This is a genomic window from Streptomyces sp. NBC_01622 (assembly GCF_045209635.1).
GTDB lineage: Bacteria > Actinomycetota > Actinomycetes > Streptomycetales > Streptomycetaceae > Streptomyces.
The window spans coordinates 18211-34959 of sequence record NZ_CP109293.1; the positions used below are offsets into that span (position 1 = coordinate 18211).

Sequence of the window (16749 nt, forward strand, 5' to 3'; positions counted from 1 at the left end):
CATTTGTACATCGGTGGGTGTCACACCGGGTCTTTTCCCCTGCGGTCCCTGCGCCCGTACCGGTCGAACGCGTAGCCCCACGCCTGCTGCATCGCCTGCTCCAGGATCAGCGAACTCCTGTCGTGCGCGGCGGCGGCCAGCCACTGCACGAGGTCGGCCGGGGAACCGGCGAGGAGTTCGCCGGCCACCGACAGTCCCGGCCACCGCCACACCGCCTTGCGCACCCGGAACTCCGATCCGATCCACCGGTCGAACCGCTTGGCCAGGCGCGCGAACTCACGGGCGTTCCCCCGCGCTTCCCGCAGTTCACGCAGCTGTTCCTCGCCGTGGCCGTCGTCCTTGAAGGCGGCGATGATCTCATCCATGTCCTGCAGGGTCTCCTCGCGCGCCTCGGCCATGGCGCGCTGGCGTTCCTCGGCGGCGACGAAGCCGAAGTCGTACGCGCTGCCCACCGGAAGATCCAGCGCGAGGTGGAGGCCAGGGTCTTCTTCGAACTGGTGGTTCCAGTCGATGAGCACGGCCTCGATGAAGCCGGTGATCTGCTCGGGCCGCAGATCCAGGGCGGCGGCGAGCAGCGGCTCGATCCCGGGCACGGGCTCCCAGCCCGGCGGGCCCTGCCTGCGCCGAAGCGGCCAGAGGGCCTGCCGGTTGCGGTAGGGGAAGACCAGTGCGCGGCCTTCGGCTGCCCACTGCGCGTACGGCTGCGGCAGCCGCCCTTCGCGGGTGAGGGCGGGGGCGACGGCCCTCCAGCCGGAGGGGCGGGCCAGCATCCAGCCGGGCGGCTCCATCATGTACTCGGCCGTGTCGTTCCCGGTGCGGCCTGTCAGCCAGTCCTCGAAGTACTGCAGGCGAACCTGGCGTTGGGCCCGCCACACCGCGGTCCCGCCGCGCCCGGTCCAGTCGTAGCTCGTGGTTCCCCGCAGCCATGCGCGATGCGCGTCATCGGCGTGGAGAGTGTCCTGGTGCAGGAGGTGCCATGCCTGGCCTTCGTCCTGGAGCATCCGCTCTTTGGCCCCGGCCTGCGAACCGGTCAGCAGATCGCGGGCGATGTTGGCCGCAACCAGGAACCGGGCCGGGGAGTGCCAGGCCACGTCCTCCTCCAGGGCCGTCACGACCGCCAGCAGATGCTGGTCCTCCTCGTCATGGGGTTCTTCTGACATCCATGCCGTCGTCGAGCGCACGTATTCGGCGGCGTCCAGAAGCTGGATCTCCGGGCGGGTGCAGAGCGTGGCGGCCGCCAGTTTCCACAGGTTGCGGGCCGCGCGGTGGCGCAGGAGAGGAAGCAGACCGTCCAGGAACTCGTCCGTGAACGGCTCGGCCACCGCGATCGCGGTCATCACCGCGTCCGTCACCATCCGGCCCTGGTAGTCGCGGTACGCGCGCTGGTACTGCCCCGGAAGCCGCAACGAAACCGCCCGTGCCCGCTCCAGCAGCCCGGCGGGCAGACGCAGCCGCAGGGGCCGGTCCGTACGCAGATCACCTCGCCAGCGCGGCGGCGGCGGATACCGCAGAACGGTGGAGATATGCGTCAGCCGGTCCTCGGGGTGCTCCGGTTCCTGCCGCCCGACTTGTTCCGCCAGCAGCCGGCGGACCGTCGCATCCCGTGAAGTGCCCTCCCTCGCCATGACGGTGGCCAGCGCCTCGAACGCACACGGCGGGAGCCGGACGTTGGTCTCCGTGATCTCCATACGACCAGACACACCGCCATTATCGGGACTGCCTCGGCCCCGGCGCCCGCGTCCGGCCCTTCACAGGACCGGAAGATCCCACGTCATGGCCTTCCCGAGGGCCTGTGCCGCCGCAGCCAGGCACTCGGCCGTCCTGCACGCCACTGGCCCCACGACGGGAAAACCTCGGGGCACAGCGTCGCAGTGTCCGGGCCTGCCCGAGTCCGGGCGGCACGGGTTGTCCGTGGCCAGCGGCCGGCCGCCGAGGACACATCGCCCGGCCCGTCCCGGTCGCGCTGCGCGCGGCCTCCGGTGTTCCCTGTGGACGCCTCGCGGAAAGGCGGGCGCCGATGCCTGCGGGCCCGGGATACTTCGGGGATGCCGAAGATGGATCTCGAAGCCGTACGGACGGCGCTGCGTTCCCACCACCCCACAGCACTGCTGGAGTTGCCCGAGGGGCAGTGGCTGGACGCCAAGAGCGCCCCGTACGAGATGCGTGATCCGCACGCGGTCGAGGAACTCGCCAAGGATGTCGCGGCGTTCGCCAACGGAGGCGGCGGCATCATCGTCGTGGGGATCAGAACGCGTCTGGAGCACGGGCAGGAGATCCTCGACAAGACGGTCCCGATCGAGCGGTCGTCCGTCGATCTCGACCAGTGGCGCAAGCTGATCCGTCAGCACATCACCCCGGCCCCGCGCCGGGTGAGCGTGGAGTGGTCCGACGACGGCCAGGGCGCCTGCGTGGTCTGCATCGACGTCCCCGCCCAGGATCCCGGATGCCTGTTCGTGGTGGCGGCACCCACCGGCAAGAACGGCGCGCCCCGGACGGACACCGTCGCGGTGCCCGTCCGTGAGGCGGACGGCACGCACTGGCTGCCGCGCACCGAACTCCAGCGGCTGCTCTCCCGCGGCGTCGCGGCGTCGGGGATGCCCACAGCCCAGGCACTGGCCGAGCTCCTGCGCGAGGCCGTGGCCCGGGCGCCGCAGCCGGAGCCCGCCCCGGCCGGGCCGCAGATCGGGCAAGGTCTGCCCAGCCGCCAGCAGGAGATCCGTAAGGCCTACGAGCAGCTGAGCAGCTCCGGGCTGGGCCGGCCGGCCGGCGAGGCGTACGCCCGTGGTCCGGCCGCCCTGCAGGAGTTCGAGGGTGGGGAGGGACAGCCCGGATGGGTGCTGTGCGTGGTCGGCGGCCGGGCGCCGGTCGCGGTGGCCCAGCCCGTATGGCAGGCCATCAGGGCCGCCGGCCGGGACAGTGCGGGAGGCCATCCGCTCGCGGTGGTCGGCTACCCCGTCCCGGGCACTGACCGGGCCGACCAGCACGGCCCGTGGGTCGTGCCGCCGGATGCCCGGAGTGTCGATCTCGACGGCGGCAGCTGGGGAGCGGGCCAACTCGTACGGTCGGGGCGGGATGTGTGGCGGTGGGAGCCGGCCGAGCGGCTCGGCTTCCTCATGTCCCGGTATGCCCGGAACTGGACGGCGCAGCAGCCCGCCCCGCAGCTGCGTCTGCGGGCGCTGGTGACCTGGCCCTGGGCGGACACGGCCGGACTGCAGATCGCCCCGGGCAAACGCCAGGACCTCGAGCGGACTCTGCCCCACAGCGCGCTGGCCGGTGCGGTGACCCTCCTGTCCCGGCGCCGGGGCGCCGAACTCCCCGCCGCCCACTGGAACACGGGCCCCGGCCGCAACACCCCCACCGCCCTGAGCTACACCAGCACCATCACGGCGCCGGACGGCCGCCGGGCCGTCTCGGCAGCGGTCATGACGTCGGTGGAGGACACGGTGGTGACCTGTGCCGACGTCCTCATCGAGGACACCTCCGCCTGGGCCGCCCTGCTCCCGCCCGGCGCGGGAACGCAGTTGGGCCTCGACGAATTGCAGGCCCTGCTGCTCGCCGCGTGGGAGAGCGCCGCCGAGACGCTGCCCGACGCCGTCACCGATCCGGCCCGGATGCAGTGGTTCGCACCGCCCACCACGGAACTGCGGCTGAGCGCCGAAGGCCCCCACGACCGGCCCTCCCCCGGTCTCGCAACGCTGATCGACCTGGAGGCCCTGGGCCCCGGGGAGGACGGCGTCCGGCCGGAGATGGCCGTCACGATCACCAGGTCGCCCACCATGCACCGCCAGGAGCGCCAGGCCCTTCTGCGCCGGGCCCTGGTGCACATGGCGCGGCACTTCGGTCACGTATGGGCCACGGAAGAACTACTGGCTGGTCAGGGCGGTCCCCTTTCCTGAACGCCTCCTCCAGCATCTGACGCCCGAAGACCTCCGGGCCGCCGTTGTCCTGCCCGGTGCGGGAAAGAGGCGGATGCCGCTGCCGTGCCCGTGCCATCCTGGCCGGTTGGCCAGGGGACGAGGCGAAGCGGAGAAGACATGGCATCACGTACGTACGGGCCCTGGCCCGCGCCAGTGGTCACGGCGGTGGCCGGTGTGCTCGGCGACACCGTGCACGGGTTGACCGGGCGGGAGATCGGGCAGCTGCTGGCGGCCGTGAGGGTGCCGGACGCGGAGGGCGGCAACAAGCGGGACCGGCTGGCCGGGGCGCTGCTGGCGCAGCAGGCCCGCCAGCAGGTGTCGAACTGTGTGATCGCGTTCATCACCGCGGCGATGGCCCCGGTGCGCTACGCGCAGCAGCCGCAGGCGTTCTCGCGCCGGCAGGACGACCTCAACGAGGTCCTCGTCCATGTCGGGCTGCGGGTCAACGACGAGGGGAAACTTGCCACGGGGCCGGCGGCGGCCACCCTCGACGAGGCCGCACGGCACGCCGGTTCACTGCGGGCCGAGCTGCGCCGCCGCGCCACCCATCCCGAGGTGCTGCGCTACTGCACGCTGGAGATCCTGGCCAAGAACGCCTTCCACGCCGGGCTGGAGGCGGTCAAGTCGGTGGCCGACCGGCTGCGGACTCTCACCGGCGAGCACCTGGACGGGGCCCGGCTGGTCGACGCGGTGCTCATGCCCGGCCGGGGCACCGCCCGGGTCGCCGTCAACGCGAACGTCACCGGGCCGGAGCTGGATGAGCAGAAGGGGCTGGCGGCCCTGGTCAAGGGCCTGTTCAGCATGTACCGCAACCCGGCCGCGCACGAGCCGCGGCTTCACCGCACAGTCACCGACGAGGAGTTGCTGGAACTGCTGACCACGTTGTCGATGGTGCACCGGCGCCTCGACGGCGCGCACGTGACGCCCTGACGGGTCAGTCGTGGTGCCACCAGGCCACCGCGAGGCCGACGAGGAGGGAGCCCGCATGCCGGGCCGCGCCCGCGAGCACGCCCATGGACACCAGTCGCGGCCACGACACGGCGGCGGGCATGCCGTGCTCCCGCTGGCGGCGGGCGGTGGTGTCAGGGGTCGAGGCGTGTGCCCGGTTCGTCTTCTTCATGGTGGTGTCCTTCCGGTGTGCGGGCAGGGTGCAGCGGCACGTCTGCCCCGGGGGTCGGCGGGGTGTGGGATTGTGCAGCGGGGGTGGCGGCCCGCGGGGGCCGTGCTGCTGTGTCGATCGTGGCAGCGCACGGTCGGCTGACGCATCCTCAACCGGGCCCGGACCGCGGCGGAAACGATGTAATTTCCACCGCGTGCACACCTGGCAGGACATCACCGAACCCGGCACCATCGACGACCTGATCGCCGATGCCCGGGCTGCGGGCCACCCGGACATGAACGCGCGGCTCATCCACTCGTGGATCGCCAAGGGCCTGCTAGACCAGCCGCGGCTGCGTACCCGCCACCGCGGCTCGGAGCGGGCCGAGCACAGTGTCAACCAGCGCAGGCTGCTGCTCCTCCTGCTCGACAAGCGGCGCCAGGTCACGCACCTGAGCGCGCTCGCGCAGGTGCCGCTGGCGGTGTGGCTGTGGTGGGACGGCCACGTGCCCACCCGGCAGGCGCAGCGGGCCTGGGTGACGTGGGTGGGGCGCGGCGGGCGCAGCAAGGACGTGGCGCGCGAGGGCGCGCTCGGTCTCCTGCGGCAGATCGGGCACCCGCTGGCCACCCCCACGGCCAAGACCCGGTTCGTGCGGATCGTCACCGATCTGGGCAACGGCACCGTGCTGACGGTCCGCGGGCGCGCCGAGCTCCTGGACGCCGTGCGGGAGGTGATGGAGCCGGACAGCGTGTTCGCCGCCACCGGTCTGGTGCGCGCGCTCGGCCCCGCGCAGATCCCGATGACCGCCGAGACCGTCGTGGGCTACGCCGAGGCCCTCAGTGCCGCCCTGCGCCGGACCCTCGACCAGAAGGTGGACGGCGCGCTGCTGGAGCGGGTGCGGGCCGTCCACCGGGCCTCCATGACCGGATATCTCGCGCAGCGGGCCGAACTCGCCGCCGCCGCAGGAGGGTTGGACGGGATCTTCCGCGAGCCCACGTCCCAGGAGCAGTTCGACGAGGTCGGCCGGCAGCTGCTGCTCGCCCTCGGCCTTGAGCTGACCCACCGCGGCCGTGCATGACGGCACACTCCTTCGTGCCCCCGCCCGGCGGTAGCGCGCGCCCCTGCCCGTGGTTGTTCAGCGGGCCGGAGACCGCAGGCGGGGCAGGGGTTTGTACCGGGCCGTCAGGACGCCCGCCCTGCGGGCTTTGCTGGTCCAGCTCGCCGCCGTCTTGTAACTGACGCTCCACAGGACGCAGATGAGCGGCAGCGGGGGCTGTTCCTGCGCGAGGGCGAAGCGGTAGGCGCCGGTGACCTGCCGCAGATGCTCCGCTCCCCGCCCGCGGCCGGGCTCGCCCACCACGGCCCGGGCCATGACGAGATAGGTGTTGCCCTGCAGGGCCGCGAGCCCCCGGGCGAAGACGTCATCGAGCGGCATGGCGGCAAGGGTCTTCGCCGTCAGGTGGGTTCTCCAGCCTGCGGCGTGCGTGATGTCGGGCTCGATCGCCCAGCCGCGGGCGAACACGATGCCCTGGCGGAAGCCGGGTTCGACGCGGAAGGTCCAGTCGGGCCAGCCGGGCAGGTCCTCAAGCGTCACTGCACGGGTGCCCACGCTGCCGGACGAGGATGGCAGCCGGCCGGGCGGGCGCGGCGGCGGGAGGGGTCCGCGCCGGTCGGGGTCGGTGCGGCGGCCGGGGCGGCCGGCGAGCGGGTCGCGCCCCAGGACCTGGCGGCGGCGGGCCTCGGCGAGCCAGTTGTCCACCATGTCCACTCCCCTGCCCCAGACGGCAGCGATCACATGACGCGGCGGGAGGCGATGGGCGACCGCCTGCGCGTAGAGCAGGGCGACCAGCAGACTGAAGGCATGGCTGCCGCCCCGGGGCCGCTGCATCCAGCCGGCATCGAGCTGCTCGGCTGCGGGTGGAACAGGTCGCGGCGGCGGTGGCGATGGCCAGCACGCGTTCCCAGTCGACGGCGCGCGCGGCCCTCGGCGTGACGGCGCCGGGGCCGGCTCCGGGAACGTGCAGGCGCACGGCCGCGGGCCGGTAAATACCGTGCTCGGTACGGCGCAGCCCCACGGTGAAGACGGCTTTCGCTACTCCCGCGAGCCCGCTGATCTCAGCGTGCCCGGCTTCCGCCCCCGGCTGTTCACCGGCGGCTGTCCGGCCGTACCGGGTCACCGTCACCCTCATGGCACCCCCCCATCTCCCTGACCCCATCCTTGGGTAATCAGGGCAGAAATGGGAGATGGTCCGCGCGGCCGCGGGCGCCGTACGGTCGAGGCACCGGGTCGGCAATGCCGGTCCCCCGTCCAACTCCCTTGCCTGTAGGAGACGTTCGCCATGTCCGTTTCGCCGACGCCGTCCGTGCGGCCGTCGTCCCCGGCCCGTCTTCCGGTGTGGCTGCGCGTGGCCCGGCCGGTGGCATTCCTGCTGGCCCTCGCCTTCGCCGGTGCGACGACCTATCAGCTGCTGACCGGACCGTCCGCCACCACAGCGCCCTGGGCGACCATGACCACCGCGGTGTCGGCGGTGTGGGTAGGGCTGCTGATGTACGGCGCCCACGTACGGGCCCCGCGTTGAGCCGACGAACGGGTCGGGCGGGCGGCAGGCACGGCCGTCCGCGCCGGCGAACATGACGGACCTTCACCGACCGCAACAGGCAGCACCCATCGCGTTCGAGCGTGTATCGAGTTCGCAGGCCGTCGCGAACGCCCCCACACGTGGCCGGTCACGGCCCCTGCGGCGTCCGCTGCTGCGGCCGTGAACTCGCAGCACACCCCGGGCCTTCTGCGGACCTGGATGAGCTCTTGCGCCGGGACGGCCCCACCCGACGCCGCCACGGGGGCGCCGGCCTGGCTTCCCGGGCCCCGGACCGCCCCCGACACCGCCACACCTGCGGACACCCCCCTTCCTGACCCGCCGGCACCTCCGGCGCGCTCCCGCCCATGGCTGTGCAGCGGGCAGCAGGTGAGGACTGTCCGGCGCTCGAAAGGGCAGGTCAGCGCGGCAGACCAACGCCCGGCCCACGACCGAGCGGGGAATCCACGAAATAATCAAACAATTTTCATTCCCAAACAAAAGAAATAGAAATCCAAAAAAGAAAGCCGCCCAATGGGCGGCTTTCCGAATTAATGTGAAACGTATTCAATATCACCATTCGGCCGATAACCGAATTGCCGGCGGCGATTCTCAAAGCAAAAGATAAAACAACACAACTGACAGGCGATGCGAATATCTATATTGCCGTTCAGGTTCGATTCTTCCCCCCACCCACCTTCCCGCCATCCCTGTACGCACACCATTGATTCCACGCGGACCGCATCGAAAACAGGCTTCCCGCAAGGCCGGACAAGCGCCACAGGAGCACGGGCCACACAATGTGAGCAGCAGCCAGCAAGGCCCCTACCTGCACAGCATTGCCCACCAGGGACACTGCAGGCATCGCGAAGCAGCGAGTGAACTCAAGCCAGTGGGAAATCTTCGCCTGGTTCTCAAAGTCAAACATTTAATATTCTCTCTTCTTCTGGATTTTGACATAGTTTTCCCTTTCTCGGGAAGCTTGAGATTGCTCTCAGATATAGCAGAACAGGCGGAGGGACCGTATTTTCGGAACGCGAAAGCCCCCGTTACCGGGGGCCTCTCTTCGTTTCCCTGTCTCCCGCCTGCGTGATAGAGGAAGGCTACTGGAATTGCATGATCAAGTCAAACATTGGAGGCGCCCACTGGGCGCGTCCCGGCACAGTCCAATTCATCCAGCGCCCCGTACGGGTCTTTCCTTCCAAGAAATGCGCTGATCAGAGCCGCTGTTCCTTCTTCGGCGGTACGGGCTTCGTCTGGGCGAGTGCTGGCTCAGGTCCGTCACGCTCCGCCGTCACCGTGGCTCTGTCGAGGCAGCGGGCCTGTACTCGCTCCGACAGGGCCCTCACGAGCCCCGGCCATCTCCGGGCCCGGTGGTGGAGGGAGCGGAGAGTGCTTCGATGCCGTGCTCGGCGAGGGTCTCGGTCAGCATCTGCGTCTGTCCGGGCGGGAGTTGCCCGGTATTCAGCTTGGTGCGGGTCTTGGCGAGCCAGGGGCCGATCATGACGCGTTCGCCGTCGACCTCGATCCACTCGCGGGCGCCGGGGGTGCGCCCCCAGCGCTCGACGAACAGGCTAAGGATCTGCGCGGTCTGGGCGAAGGTGCGCCGCTTCGGGACGCCGGTGCCCGGGGAAGCCTGGTCGGGGGTGAGGCCGATCGAGGTGAGCAGGTCGCGTTGTCCGGGGGCGAGTTGGGGCCAGGTGGTGAACTGGCGGTGCAGCCAGCTGCCCGCCTTCACGGTGCCGATGACCGTGTCGCGGGTGAGGGTGGTGGGGTGGTTTCCGGCTTCGAGGTGGCGGCGGACGACGTGGTACTTGCGGTGCCAGTCGGGGCCGTGCGGGAGCATCCAGCCCGGGTCGAGGGCGGTGAGTTGGGCGTCGCGGGCAGGGGTGAGGCGGCCGTTGCGGGCGGCGGTGCGCTGGTCGGCGAGGAACTGGCCACCGGGCGCCTGTGCGGGGACGGCGAGGTGGCCGTGTTCGGCGTGGAAGGCCTCGACGGTGGCCATGTGCCCCTGCCAGAGGGCCTCGTGCTCGTCCCAGACCATGCCGAGCGCCTCGAGTTCGGCGGTCCACGCCGGATCGAGGGCGCCCGCGCGGTGGGCGGTGCGCTGGCCGGTGACGAAGGCACCCAGCCGGTAGCCGTAGGCGTCCTCGAAGTCCGCGCTCACGCGCAGGTGGCCGCGCTCGGCGTGGTAGCGGACAGCGGCGGCGAGACCGGCGCGGCGCGGGGCGGACAGGACGGCGCCGTCGGAGGGCCACACGAGCAGGTCCAGGGCGCGGGCGATCGCGGTGGGGTCGAGGGTGTGGTCGAAGCGGAAGCGGCGGGTGATGTAGGTGTGGGAGTCGCGGGCGGGGTGGGTGTTCTTGGCGCGGGGGGCGCGGGCGGCGATGGTCTGGTCGTGGTGGCGCAGGGCGGCGGTGACCAGCCAGAGGGCCTCGTAGGGGGTGCCGAGGAGGTCGGTGGGGTCGGCGCCGGGCGGGATGTAGGCGGGGACGACGAGGCTGGCCGTCTTCGTGTCCTGGGTGGGGGGTTTGCGCAGGGCGCGGCCCAGGGCCTGGACGATGCGGCGGACGCTGGCGGTGCGGTCGGCGAAGACGATGCCGTCGACGGCCGGCAGGTCGACGCCTTCGCCGAGGACCTTGGCGTTGGCCAGCACGCCGCGTTCGGCGTCGGTGAAGCGGGCGAGGATGGCGGCGCGTCGGTGGGGGCTGTGGGTGCCGTCGATGGACTGCACGCTCAGCTGGTCCGCCCAGTCGGGGCGCAGGTCGTCGGGGAGGGTGCGCAGGGTGTGGGCGAACTGGCGGGCGAAGTCGGAGGCGTCGGCGATCTGCTGGAAGTAGACGAACACGTGCTTGAGGTTCTGCTCGCGCATGGCCTTGAGGATGGCCAGGTGCAGGGCGGTGGTGCGGCGTGCGGTGGGCCCTGCGTCGGGGTCGGTGAGGGCGGTGCGCAGGTCGGTGTCGGTGACGGTGGGCACGACGAGCTGGTAGTCGGCCAGGACGCCGTCGTCGATGGCGTCGGCGTGGGAGTAGGTGTGCAGGCGGGGGCCGAAGATCTTCGGCTGGTCCATCGTCGCGAGCAGGGACGGGTCGTCCCAGCCGGGGGCGGTGGAGGGGGTGCGCTTGGGCTGCGCCCTGCTGGTGGGTGCCTCGGCCAGGCGGGGGGCCTCCCACACGTTGGGAGTAGCGGTGAGGTAGAGGCGGCGCTCGGCGGGGATGCGCTCGTCGTCGTGCAGCGCGGTCCAGTTCTTGGTCCAGGTGCCCGCGGTGGCGTGGGCCTCGTCCACGACCAGCAGCCCGAACACGGGCGGGGCGAACACCGTGGAGTGCTGGGCCTCTGCGACCTTGTCCAGGGAGTCGAAGGTGAAGAACACCGTCGCCCGGGGGTGGCGGCCCAGCCAGTAGGCCAGGTACTCCCCCGAGTTGGTGGAGGCGACCTGTGCGTCGGCCAGCAGCGGGTGGGAGGCGGCGTTCATCGAGGAGACGGTGATCATCGGCTCGTCGCGGTGGTCGGCGCGGGCGGCCGCGGCCCACTGGGCGACCAGGTCCAGGCTCGGCGCCGCCACCCCCAGATGACGGATCCCGAGCGTCTCCGCCGTGCGCAGTGCGATGAGGGTCTTGCCGGTACCGCAGGCGGACACCTCGTGGCCGCGGGTGCGGGGACGCCTGAGATGGCGGGCCGCGCTGTCAACGCCGTCCTGCTGGTCCGTGCGCAGGACGAAGCGCGGCGGGCGGCCGTCGGGCGTGGCGTGGGCGGTCATCGCGCGGGTCCTCGGCATGCGGAGCGGCGGGCAGGACGTTCATCCTCGCGTACCGCGGGGGCGGGTGCGGTGCGGATCCCCGCACCGCACCGCCCGAAAGGCGCGCGCCCCCAGGTTGCGGGACGGCAGCCCGGCGGGGCGGCGCGCGGCCCCATCCGACGCGCCCTGTGGCGGGTGCGGCCCAACTCGGCAGGACCGAGAGGGGTTTGGCTGTGCTGTAGTGAGGGCATCACGTACGCTGTAGTTATCTACAGCACTCAAGTCATAGAAGGGTACAGCGAATTGATGCGTACTCCGCTTCCGATTGCGAACGGGATCTCGACCGACCACCCCGTCCCCGGGCTGCCGTTCGCCGACGACACGCACATCCCTCTCCACGACCCCCGGGCCACGGAAGCCGTCGGCCGGGGCGCCGGGGAGGGCATGTGGGGCCGCTGGGACGACGACCGCGACGACGGGTGGCGGGCGTTCACCACCGACCCGATCCGCCACGACCTGGCCTGGTGCATCCGCCAGCACCCCGACCACGGCCGCTCGGTCCTCCTGGTCCGCGACACGGACGCCGCGAGCCTGCACACCGACTGGCACCGCGGCCCGCTGCTGTTCCGCACCGGCGGCTACTGGTGGGACGGCACCGCCTGGTACCGGCCGCTGCAGGTGTGGGACGCCGCCAGCGAGGCCTACTCCCGCCGCCCGGCCCGCTCGGCCACCACCGTCACCGCCGCCGACCTGCTCGACGAGGCGGCCGACCCCTCGGCCGCGCACCTGCTGAAGGTCGCAAACATCGACACCGACGCCCCGCCGCCCGACCGGTGGGCCGACCACCTCGCCCTGTGGGCGGCCCGCCGCGCAGGCGACCGCGCCGCCCGGCCGCTCACACAGTGCGTGGTGCGCCTGTCCGCGCCCGAGCTGGACGGCGACCAGCTCGTCGGCGTCCCCGAGTTCGCCGCCATGGCCGGCATCGCGGCCTCGACCCTGCGCGCCTACACCGCCCGCGGCGAGGCGGACGTACCGCAGCCGCAGGCCACCGTCAGCGGCCGCAGCGCCTGGGCCCGCCCGGTCGCCGAGGACTGGACCGAGCAGCGCTCCCGTTCCTCCGACAGCGTCGCCGCCACCATGGCCACCGGCAGCGACGACTCCCTGCCCGTCGGCGCCGCCGACGTGCGCGAGCACTACGGCCGCGTCTTCCTGTCCTACCTGTGGGAGAGCCCCGAGCGGCGCAGGCGGTGGGTCCTGCGCCAGCGCAACGAAAGTGCCGTGAAGCAGGTCGCCGACGAGCTCGCCTGGGAAGTCGCCGCCAGCCTCGAGAGGATCATCCCCGCCGACGCGCTCTCCACGACCGTCCGGCTCGCCGTCCTCGACGAGATCGCCACGGGCCTGGACCGCAGTCAGAAACTGGACGGCACGGCACGCGAGACATCCTTCTTCGGCCTGCTGGCCCCCGTGGCCACGATGCTGGACTGGCTCATCCGCCACCACCCCACCACCGCCCAGCACACCGTCACCGACATCATCGGCGAGGCCGAACACCGCTTCGACGTCGACCGCGAAGTCACCGCCCGCTCCCTGCGCACCGCCCTCGCCCTCGACGGGAAACTCGGCGAAGGCGCCTACGACGAGTTCTTCGCACACGTCCTGCCCCCGGCCCGCACCACCTGACCCCCCTGGACGTCTGTGCGATGCGCACCCCTGAGGCGCGGCAGTTGCCGCCCTCGGCGTCTGCGCAGTCCTGTCGTCACCGTGCCGCGATGCTCGGAGTGAAGGAGTGCAGGGCGGCACGGTGACAGGCATCGCATACGGCGCTCCAAGATTCATTGCCGATGGAGGGGTCCCCCGAAGCCGAAGAGTGAGAGCTGATGCCACCACCGGAAGGAGCCCGCCCTCCCATGGCTACCGAGCACACCCCATCTCCGCAGACGGCACCGACGAGCTCGGCGGATCCGCCGAGCACCGCCCCGTCGACCTCACACGAGTTGAGGATTTGCGGCAACGGACGGCTTTACAAGATGAGCGTCGCCTCGCTCCCGGAGCAGTACACGGGCCCCGTGCCGGAATATGACGGTCCGCCGCCCGACCTGGTCAAGGCGGTGTGGGCACGCGAAGCGGCCGCGAACGGCGACGACGACGCCATCGACGGCTTCGCTTCCCGCGTGCTGGCTCTGCGGCAGGGCGGGCGGTGGCGGGAAGCGGTGTCGACTGCTCTGCTGGGTGACTGGGCGCTCCCGCTGGACACCCCGGACGGCCTTCACATCTCGGCAGTGGCCGCCCTGCGTGCACAGGCGCTGACGATTCATCGGCAGTTGACACCGTTGTGGCGGCGGCGGGTGAACAGGTCTCGGGTGCTGCTCCTGGACACCCCGCTGGGGGAAGGCATCACGCTGTACGACCTGGTCATCGGAAGCCCCTGCTCACAGACGCCGACCCCTGGTGCCGGGCCGGACGACGTCCGCCTGCTCTCCGTCCTTGCCGCACTGCAGCCGGCGGAACGGGCGGTCGCCCTGGCCTGGGCACACCCGGCGGTGGCCACCTGGACGGAGGCCGCCCTGGTGGCCGGCGCCACGGATCCCGTCGCCCTCGGCGAGAGGGTGCGCCGCAAACTCAAGCGCCTGGGCGAACGCCAGACGGAGCGTGCGGTGGCAGCCCGGCAGGGTGGTAACCGGTGAGCTCCCGCCGGATAGACCGGGAAGCGGATGCCGAGCAGCAGCGGGGGCTGCTGGTACGAGTGACGGTCCCGGGCGTCCCCACGTGCACCGCCGTGTTGAGCGCCGGCTTCGTGGGATCGCTGTTCGCTGGCGGCGCCGCGCCGTCCGGTTCGGCCGTGGGGTGGCCACTGGTGGTCCTGGCCCTCGGGTCCATGGCCTATGACCTCGGTGTCCGGGCCCTTCGGCGCAGAGGCAACTGATCAGGCGGCGAAGCCGACGTTCGTGCAGTACTCGTACTGGCCCCACTGGGAGCCGAGGTCGACGATCTTCTCGATCCAGGCGTCGTCCAGCGCCCGGTCGTCCCCGGCGGCCCACGCATCGACGATGCGGTCCCAGTGGCGGACGTTGAGGTGGCGGTGCCCCATGACCCGCTGCAGGGGGCGGCTGACGAGCGACTGGTCGAGGGGGTGGATCTCCACGCGGGTGCCGCGGCCCTCGCGGTTGAGGCGGGACAGGAGGTGGCGGGCGACGTTGTGGCGGCGCACCGTGCGGTAGGCGTCCTCGACGGCGGCGAGGTTCTTCTTCAGGGGCCGACGCTCGCCGTTGAGCCAGGCGTTGACGGTGTCGTCGGTGACGGTCAGGCCCGCGTCGCGGGCAGCGGTGCGGGCGTGGTCGGTGCGGGTGAGGTAGTGCAGGCGGGCGAGCAGGCCGCGCGGGCTGGTGACGGGGGTGGTGATGTAGGTCAGGTAGGAGTCCAGCTGGCGGGCCACCAGTTCGTGGCCCTTGGTTCCTCTGGCGCGGTACTTGCCGAAGTCGACGGTGCGCTCGGGCATGCGGGGCTGCTCCTCCTCTACTGATCGGTGTCGCCGGGGGCGGCCGGGTCCTCGGGCGGACCGCCCACAATGTAGGTGTCCTTGACCTTCACCTCGGTGACGCCGCGGCCCTCGGTGAAGACCTGGTGCCAGTCCCCGATGACGTGGAGTTCGTCGGTGCCCTGGACGCTGACGACCATCAGTCCCTCGTCGTGGGCCTTGAATGCCTTGGTCCAGAGGTTGGCGAAGGCCTGGGAGCGGATGAGGTGCATCCAGTCGGGGCGGTTGAGCTCCCGGTTGTACGTCGATTCCCCCATCGTGGAGACGAATTTGGAGTACATGGCCTTCACGTACTCGCCGGTGACCTCGTCGTCCTCGGCGATCGCCTTGTCGCGGGCGTCCTTGAGGGTGATGCGGAACTTCTCCAGCAGGCTCTCGGTCGCCCCCGAGGTGAACGACTCGTGGATCACGGGCGGCTCGCACAGCCGGTACTTCGGGCCCGCCAGACGCAGCAGCAGGCGCAGGGTGGGTTCGGTCACCCACAGCGGACCGGGCTCGTCGCGGTCGCCCAGCGGGTTGGGCAGGACCGCGTCGTGTTCCCAGACGGACGCGGTGATCCGGTGGACCCCGGAGCGGCGCCGGTCGTGGACATTGCCTCCTGAGTGCTCAAGGCGGCCGATCGGCAAGTGGGTCTTGAGGGCCGACAAGTAGGCCCCGTTGATGTCGAGGCGGGCCACTTCGTGCTGTCCGGCGGGCAGTTCGGGGCGGGTCCACTTGGGGCGGGCCTCCCAGATCTGGTCGGCTCCCCTGGCGGTCTGCTTGCGCAGGACGTCGGGGATCCCCGGGTGGGCCACGATGTCGTAGCGGCCTCCCTTACGGGTGGAGTCCAGCAGGGCCATCGCGTCCGGGATGGCCCGCTTGACCAGCGCCGCGGTCGCGGCCTCCACATCGCCCCGGTGCTCGGCGAGCGCGGCCGCGACCGCGTCGCCGATGGGATCGGGGACGTCGGCGGCGGTCCGCACCCGGCCCGCGGAGGACCCCACCGTCTTCACGCTCCCGGACCGGCGCGGCGGGGCCGGACGCGGCACACGGCCGGCCGGGGCCGCCGCAGGCGCGCTCACAGAGGGTGCCGTCGTGGGAGGTGCGGGGACTGTGCACTCGGCGGGGTCAAGGTGCTGGGGGTAACCGGCGACCTCGTGGCGTGCGTCGTGTCCGCACAGCACGCACGGCCGGGGCACCGTCAGGATCTCTACGTCCTCAACGTCGTCGGCCTCCCGCACGGCAGGTGTCTGGTGTGCCGCGTCGCCCGGCCCGGCATCCGGTGCCTCCTCGGCACCGGTGCCGGTGTCGGCAACGGCGTCTTCGGCTGCGCCGTCTGCGTCGAGGGCGGCTAGCTTGGTCTGGGCGCCCTTGAGGAAGTAGGCGTACTGGTCGCGGACTTCGCCGCCCGGGTCGCGGCCGCTCTCCCAGCCCCCGACCGTGGAGGGACTGACCCCCAGGGCGCGGGCCACCTGCGCACGCGAGAGATGCAGCGCCTCACGCAGCATCCGGCGCTGCTCGGCCGGGGGCAGTTCGGCCTCCTTGCGGGCCGCGGCCAGCAGCGCGTCGATCTCCTCGAACTGCGGCTTCACTGCGGCTCCCCTTTCACGGGCGACCGCCGCCGTCCGGCACGGCGCGCGTCGGGCAGTGCCTCGCACGCCCGAGTCGGGCCGGCCAGGAAGTCCAGGACATCCATGCCGTAGTGCCCGGCCAGCGCCTCGCAGTCAGCCAGACTCCAGGCAGCGGACCCGGACTGACGGCGGCTCACCTGCGCCTGCGTCACCCCCAGCACCTCGGCCAACCGTACCTGCGGCTCGCCCGTGGCATGCATCAGCGCCGCCACCGCCAGCCGCACCCGCTCCGGCAAAGACATCCCCATAGCCCAACCCTACCAGGGCAATACG

The 16749-nt window shown here is 71.7% G+C and carries 14 protein-coding genes; 7 read left to right on the plus strand and 7 right to left on the minus strand.

Going from position 1 to position 16749, the window contains the following annotated elements; translation table 11 throughout:
* Positions 1-20: 20 nt before the first annotated feature.
* On the minus strand, positions 21-1700 hold the full coding sequence (locus tag OH768_RS00105; RefSeq protein WP_406448707.1) for a hypothetical protein: 1680 nt from the start codon (positions 1698-1700) through the stop codon (positions 21-23).
* 345 nt (positions 1701-2045) lie between these two features.
* On the opposite strand from OH768_RS00105, the gene OH768_RS00110 reads away from it, so the two are divergent.
* Complete coding sequence (locus OH768_RS00110) at positions 2046-3896, plus strand: RNA-binding domain-containing protein (RefSeq protein ID WP_406448709.1); 1851 nt, start codon at positions 2046-2048, stop codon at positions 3894-3896.
* Between the two features lie 138 nt (positions 3897-4034).
* Entirely contained in the window at positions 4035-4847 is an 813-nt protein-coding gene (locus OH768_RS00115) for a TIGR02391 family protein (RefSeq protein WP_406448711.1), read from the plus strand.
* A gap of 4 nt (positions 4848-4851) precedes the next feature.
* On the opposite strand, the gene OH768_RS00120 is transcribed toward OH768_RS00115, so the two are convergent.
* A complete protein-coding gene (locus OH768_RS00120) occupies positions 4852-5037 on the minus strand; it encodes a hypothetical protein (protein WP_406448713.1) in 186 nt (61 codons plus the stop codon).
* Between the two features lie 193 nt (positions 5038-5230).
* On the opposite strand from OH768_RS00120, the gene OH768_RS00125 reads away from it, so the two are divergent.
* A complete protein-coding gene (locus tag OH768_RS00125) occupies positions 5231-6094 on the plus strand; it encodes a hypothetical protein (protein ID WP_406448715.1) in 864 nt (287 codons plus the stop codon).
* 57 nt (positions 6095-6151) lie between these two features.
* On the opposite strand, the gene OH768_RS00130 is transcribed toward OH768_RS00125, so the two are convergent.
* Positions 6152-6904 carry a hypothetical protein gene (locus tag OH768_RS00130; RefSeq protein WP_406448717.1) on the minus strand — a complete coding sequence of 251 codons (753 nt, stop codon included), beginning with the start codon at positions 6902-6904 and terminating at the stop codon, positions 6152-6154.
* 451 nt (positions 6905-7355) lie between these two features.
* Here OH768_RS00130 and OH768_RS00135 point away from each other — a divergent pair, with 451 nt between their 5' ends.
* Entirely contained in the window at positions 7356-7595 is a 240-nt protein-coding gene (locus tag OH768_RS00135; protein ID WP_406448719.1) for a hypothetical protein, read from the plus strand.
* A gap of 1342 nt (positions 7596-8937) precedes the next feature.
* Here the strand turns inward: OH768_RS00135 and OH768_RS00140 are convergent.
* On the minus strand, positions 8938-11352 hold the full coding sequence (locus OH768_RS00140) for a Helicase associated domain protein (RefSeq protein WP_406448721.1): 2415 nt from the start codon (positions 11350-11352) through the stop codon (positions 8938-8940).
* A gap of 285 nt (positions 11353-11637) precedes the next feature.
* On the opposite strand from OH768_RS00140, the gene OH768_RS00145 reads away from it, so the two are divergent.
* The 3 genes from OH768_RS00145 to OH768_RS00155 all read left to right on the plus strand — a co-directional run bounded on the left by OH768_RS00145 (position 11638) and on the right by OH768_RS00155 (position 14254).
* Positions 11638-13011, plus strand: coding sequence for a hypothetical protein (locus tag OH768_RS00145; RefSeq protein ID WP_406448723.1), 1374 nt, complete (start codon positions 11638-11640; stop codon positions 13009-13011).
* Between the two features lie 227 nt (positions 13012-13238).
* Positions 13239-14015 (plus strand): hypothetical protein, encoded by a 777-nt coding sequence (locus OH768_RS00150; protein WP_406448725.1) that lies wholly within the window; start codon positions 13239-13241, stop codon positions 14013-14015.
* Positions 14012-14254, plus strand: coding sequence for a hypothetical protein (locus OH768_RS00155; RefSeq protein WP_406448727.1), 243 nt, complete (start codon positions 14012-14014; stop codon positions 14252-14254). The genes OH768_RS00150 and OH768_RS00155 overlap by 4 nt, the downstream gene beginning before the upstream one ends.
* Here OH768_RS00155 and OH768_RS00160 read toward each other — a convergent pair whose 3' ends face one another.
* Genes OH768_RS00160 through OH768_RS00170 form a run of 3 tightly spaced genes read right to left on the minus strand, consistent with a single transcriptional unit; the run spans position 14255 to position 16724 of the window.
* On the minus strand, positions 14255-14827 hold the full coding sequence (locus tag OH768_RS00160) for a transcriptional regulator (RefSeq protein ID WP_406448729.1): 573 nt from the start codon (positions 14825-14827) through the stop codon (positions 14255-14257). It abuts the gene before it with no gap.
* Between the two features lie 17 nt (positions 14828-14844).
* Positions 14845-16437 (minus strand): helix-turn-helix domain-containing protein, encoded by a 1593-nt coding sequence (locus OH768_RS00165; protein WP_406448731.1) that lies wholly within the window; start codon positions 16435-16437, stop codon positions 14845-14847.
* Positions 16434-16724 (minus strand): helix-turn-helix domain-containing protein, encoded by a 291-nt coding sequence (locus OH768_RS00170; protein ID WP_406448733.1) that lies wholly within the window; start codon positions 16722-16724, stop codon positions 16434-16436. The genes OH768_RS00165 and OH768_RS00170 overlap by 4 nt, the downstream gene beginning before the upstream one ends.
* Positions 16725-16749 lie beyond the last annotated feature (25 nt).

Coding starts and splice junctions, on each gene's coding strand:
- OH768_RS00135 (WP_406448719.1), top strand. CDS start 7,356: ATGTCCGTTTCGCCGACGCCGTCCGTGCGGCCGTCGTCCCCGGCCCGT.
- OH768_RS00145 (WP_406448723.1), top strand. CDS start 11,638: ATGCGTACTCCGCTTCCGATTGCGAACGGGATCTCGACCGACCACCCC.
- OH768_RS00160 (WP_406448729.1), bottom strand. CDS start 14,827: ATGCCCGAGCGCACCGTCGACTTCGGCAAGTACCGCGCCAGAGGAACC.
- OH768_RS00120 (WP_406448713.1), bottom strand. CDS start 5,037: ATGAAGAAGACGAACCGGGCACACGCCTCGACCCCTGACACCACCGCC.
- OH768_RS00115 (WP_406448711.1), top strand. CDS start 4,035: ATGGCATCACGTACGTACGGGCCCTGGCCCGCGCCAGTGGTCACGGCG.
- OH768_RS00150 (WP_406448725.1), top strand. CDS start 13,239: ATGGCTACCGAGCACACCCCATCTCCGCAGACGGCACCGACGAGCTCG.
- OH768_RS00130 (WP_406448717.1), bottom strand. CDS start 6,904: ATGCAGCGGCCCCGGGGCGGCAGCCATGCCTTCAGTCTGCTGGTCGCC.
- OH768_RS00140 (WP_406448721.1), bottom strand. CDS start 11,352: ATGACCGCCCACGCCACGCCCGACGGCCGCCCGCCGCGCTTCGTCCTG.
- OH768_RS00110 (WP_406448709.1), top strand. CDS start 2,046: ATGCCGAAGATGGATCTCGAAGCCGTACGGACGGCGCTGCGTTCCCAC.
- OH768_RS00170 (WP_406448733.1), bottom strand. CDS start 16,724: ATGGGGATGTCTTTGCCGGAGCGGGTGCGGCTGGCGGTGGCGGCGCTG.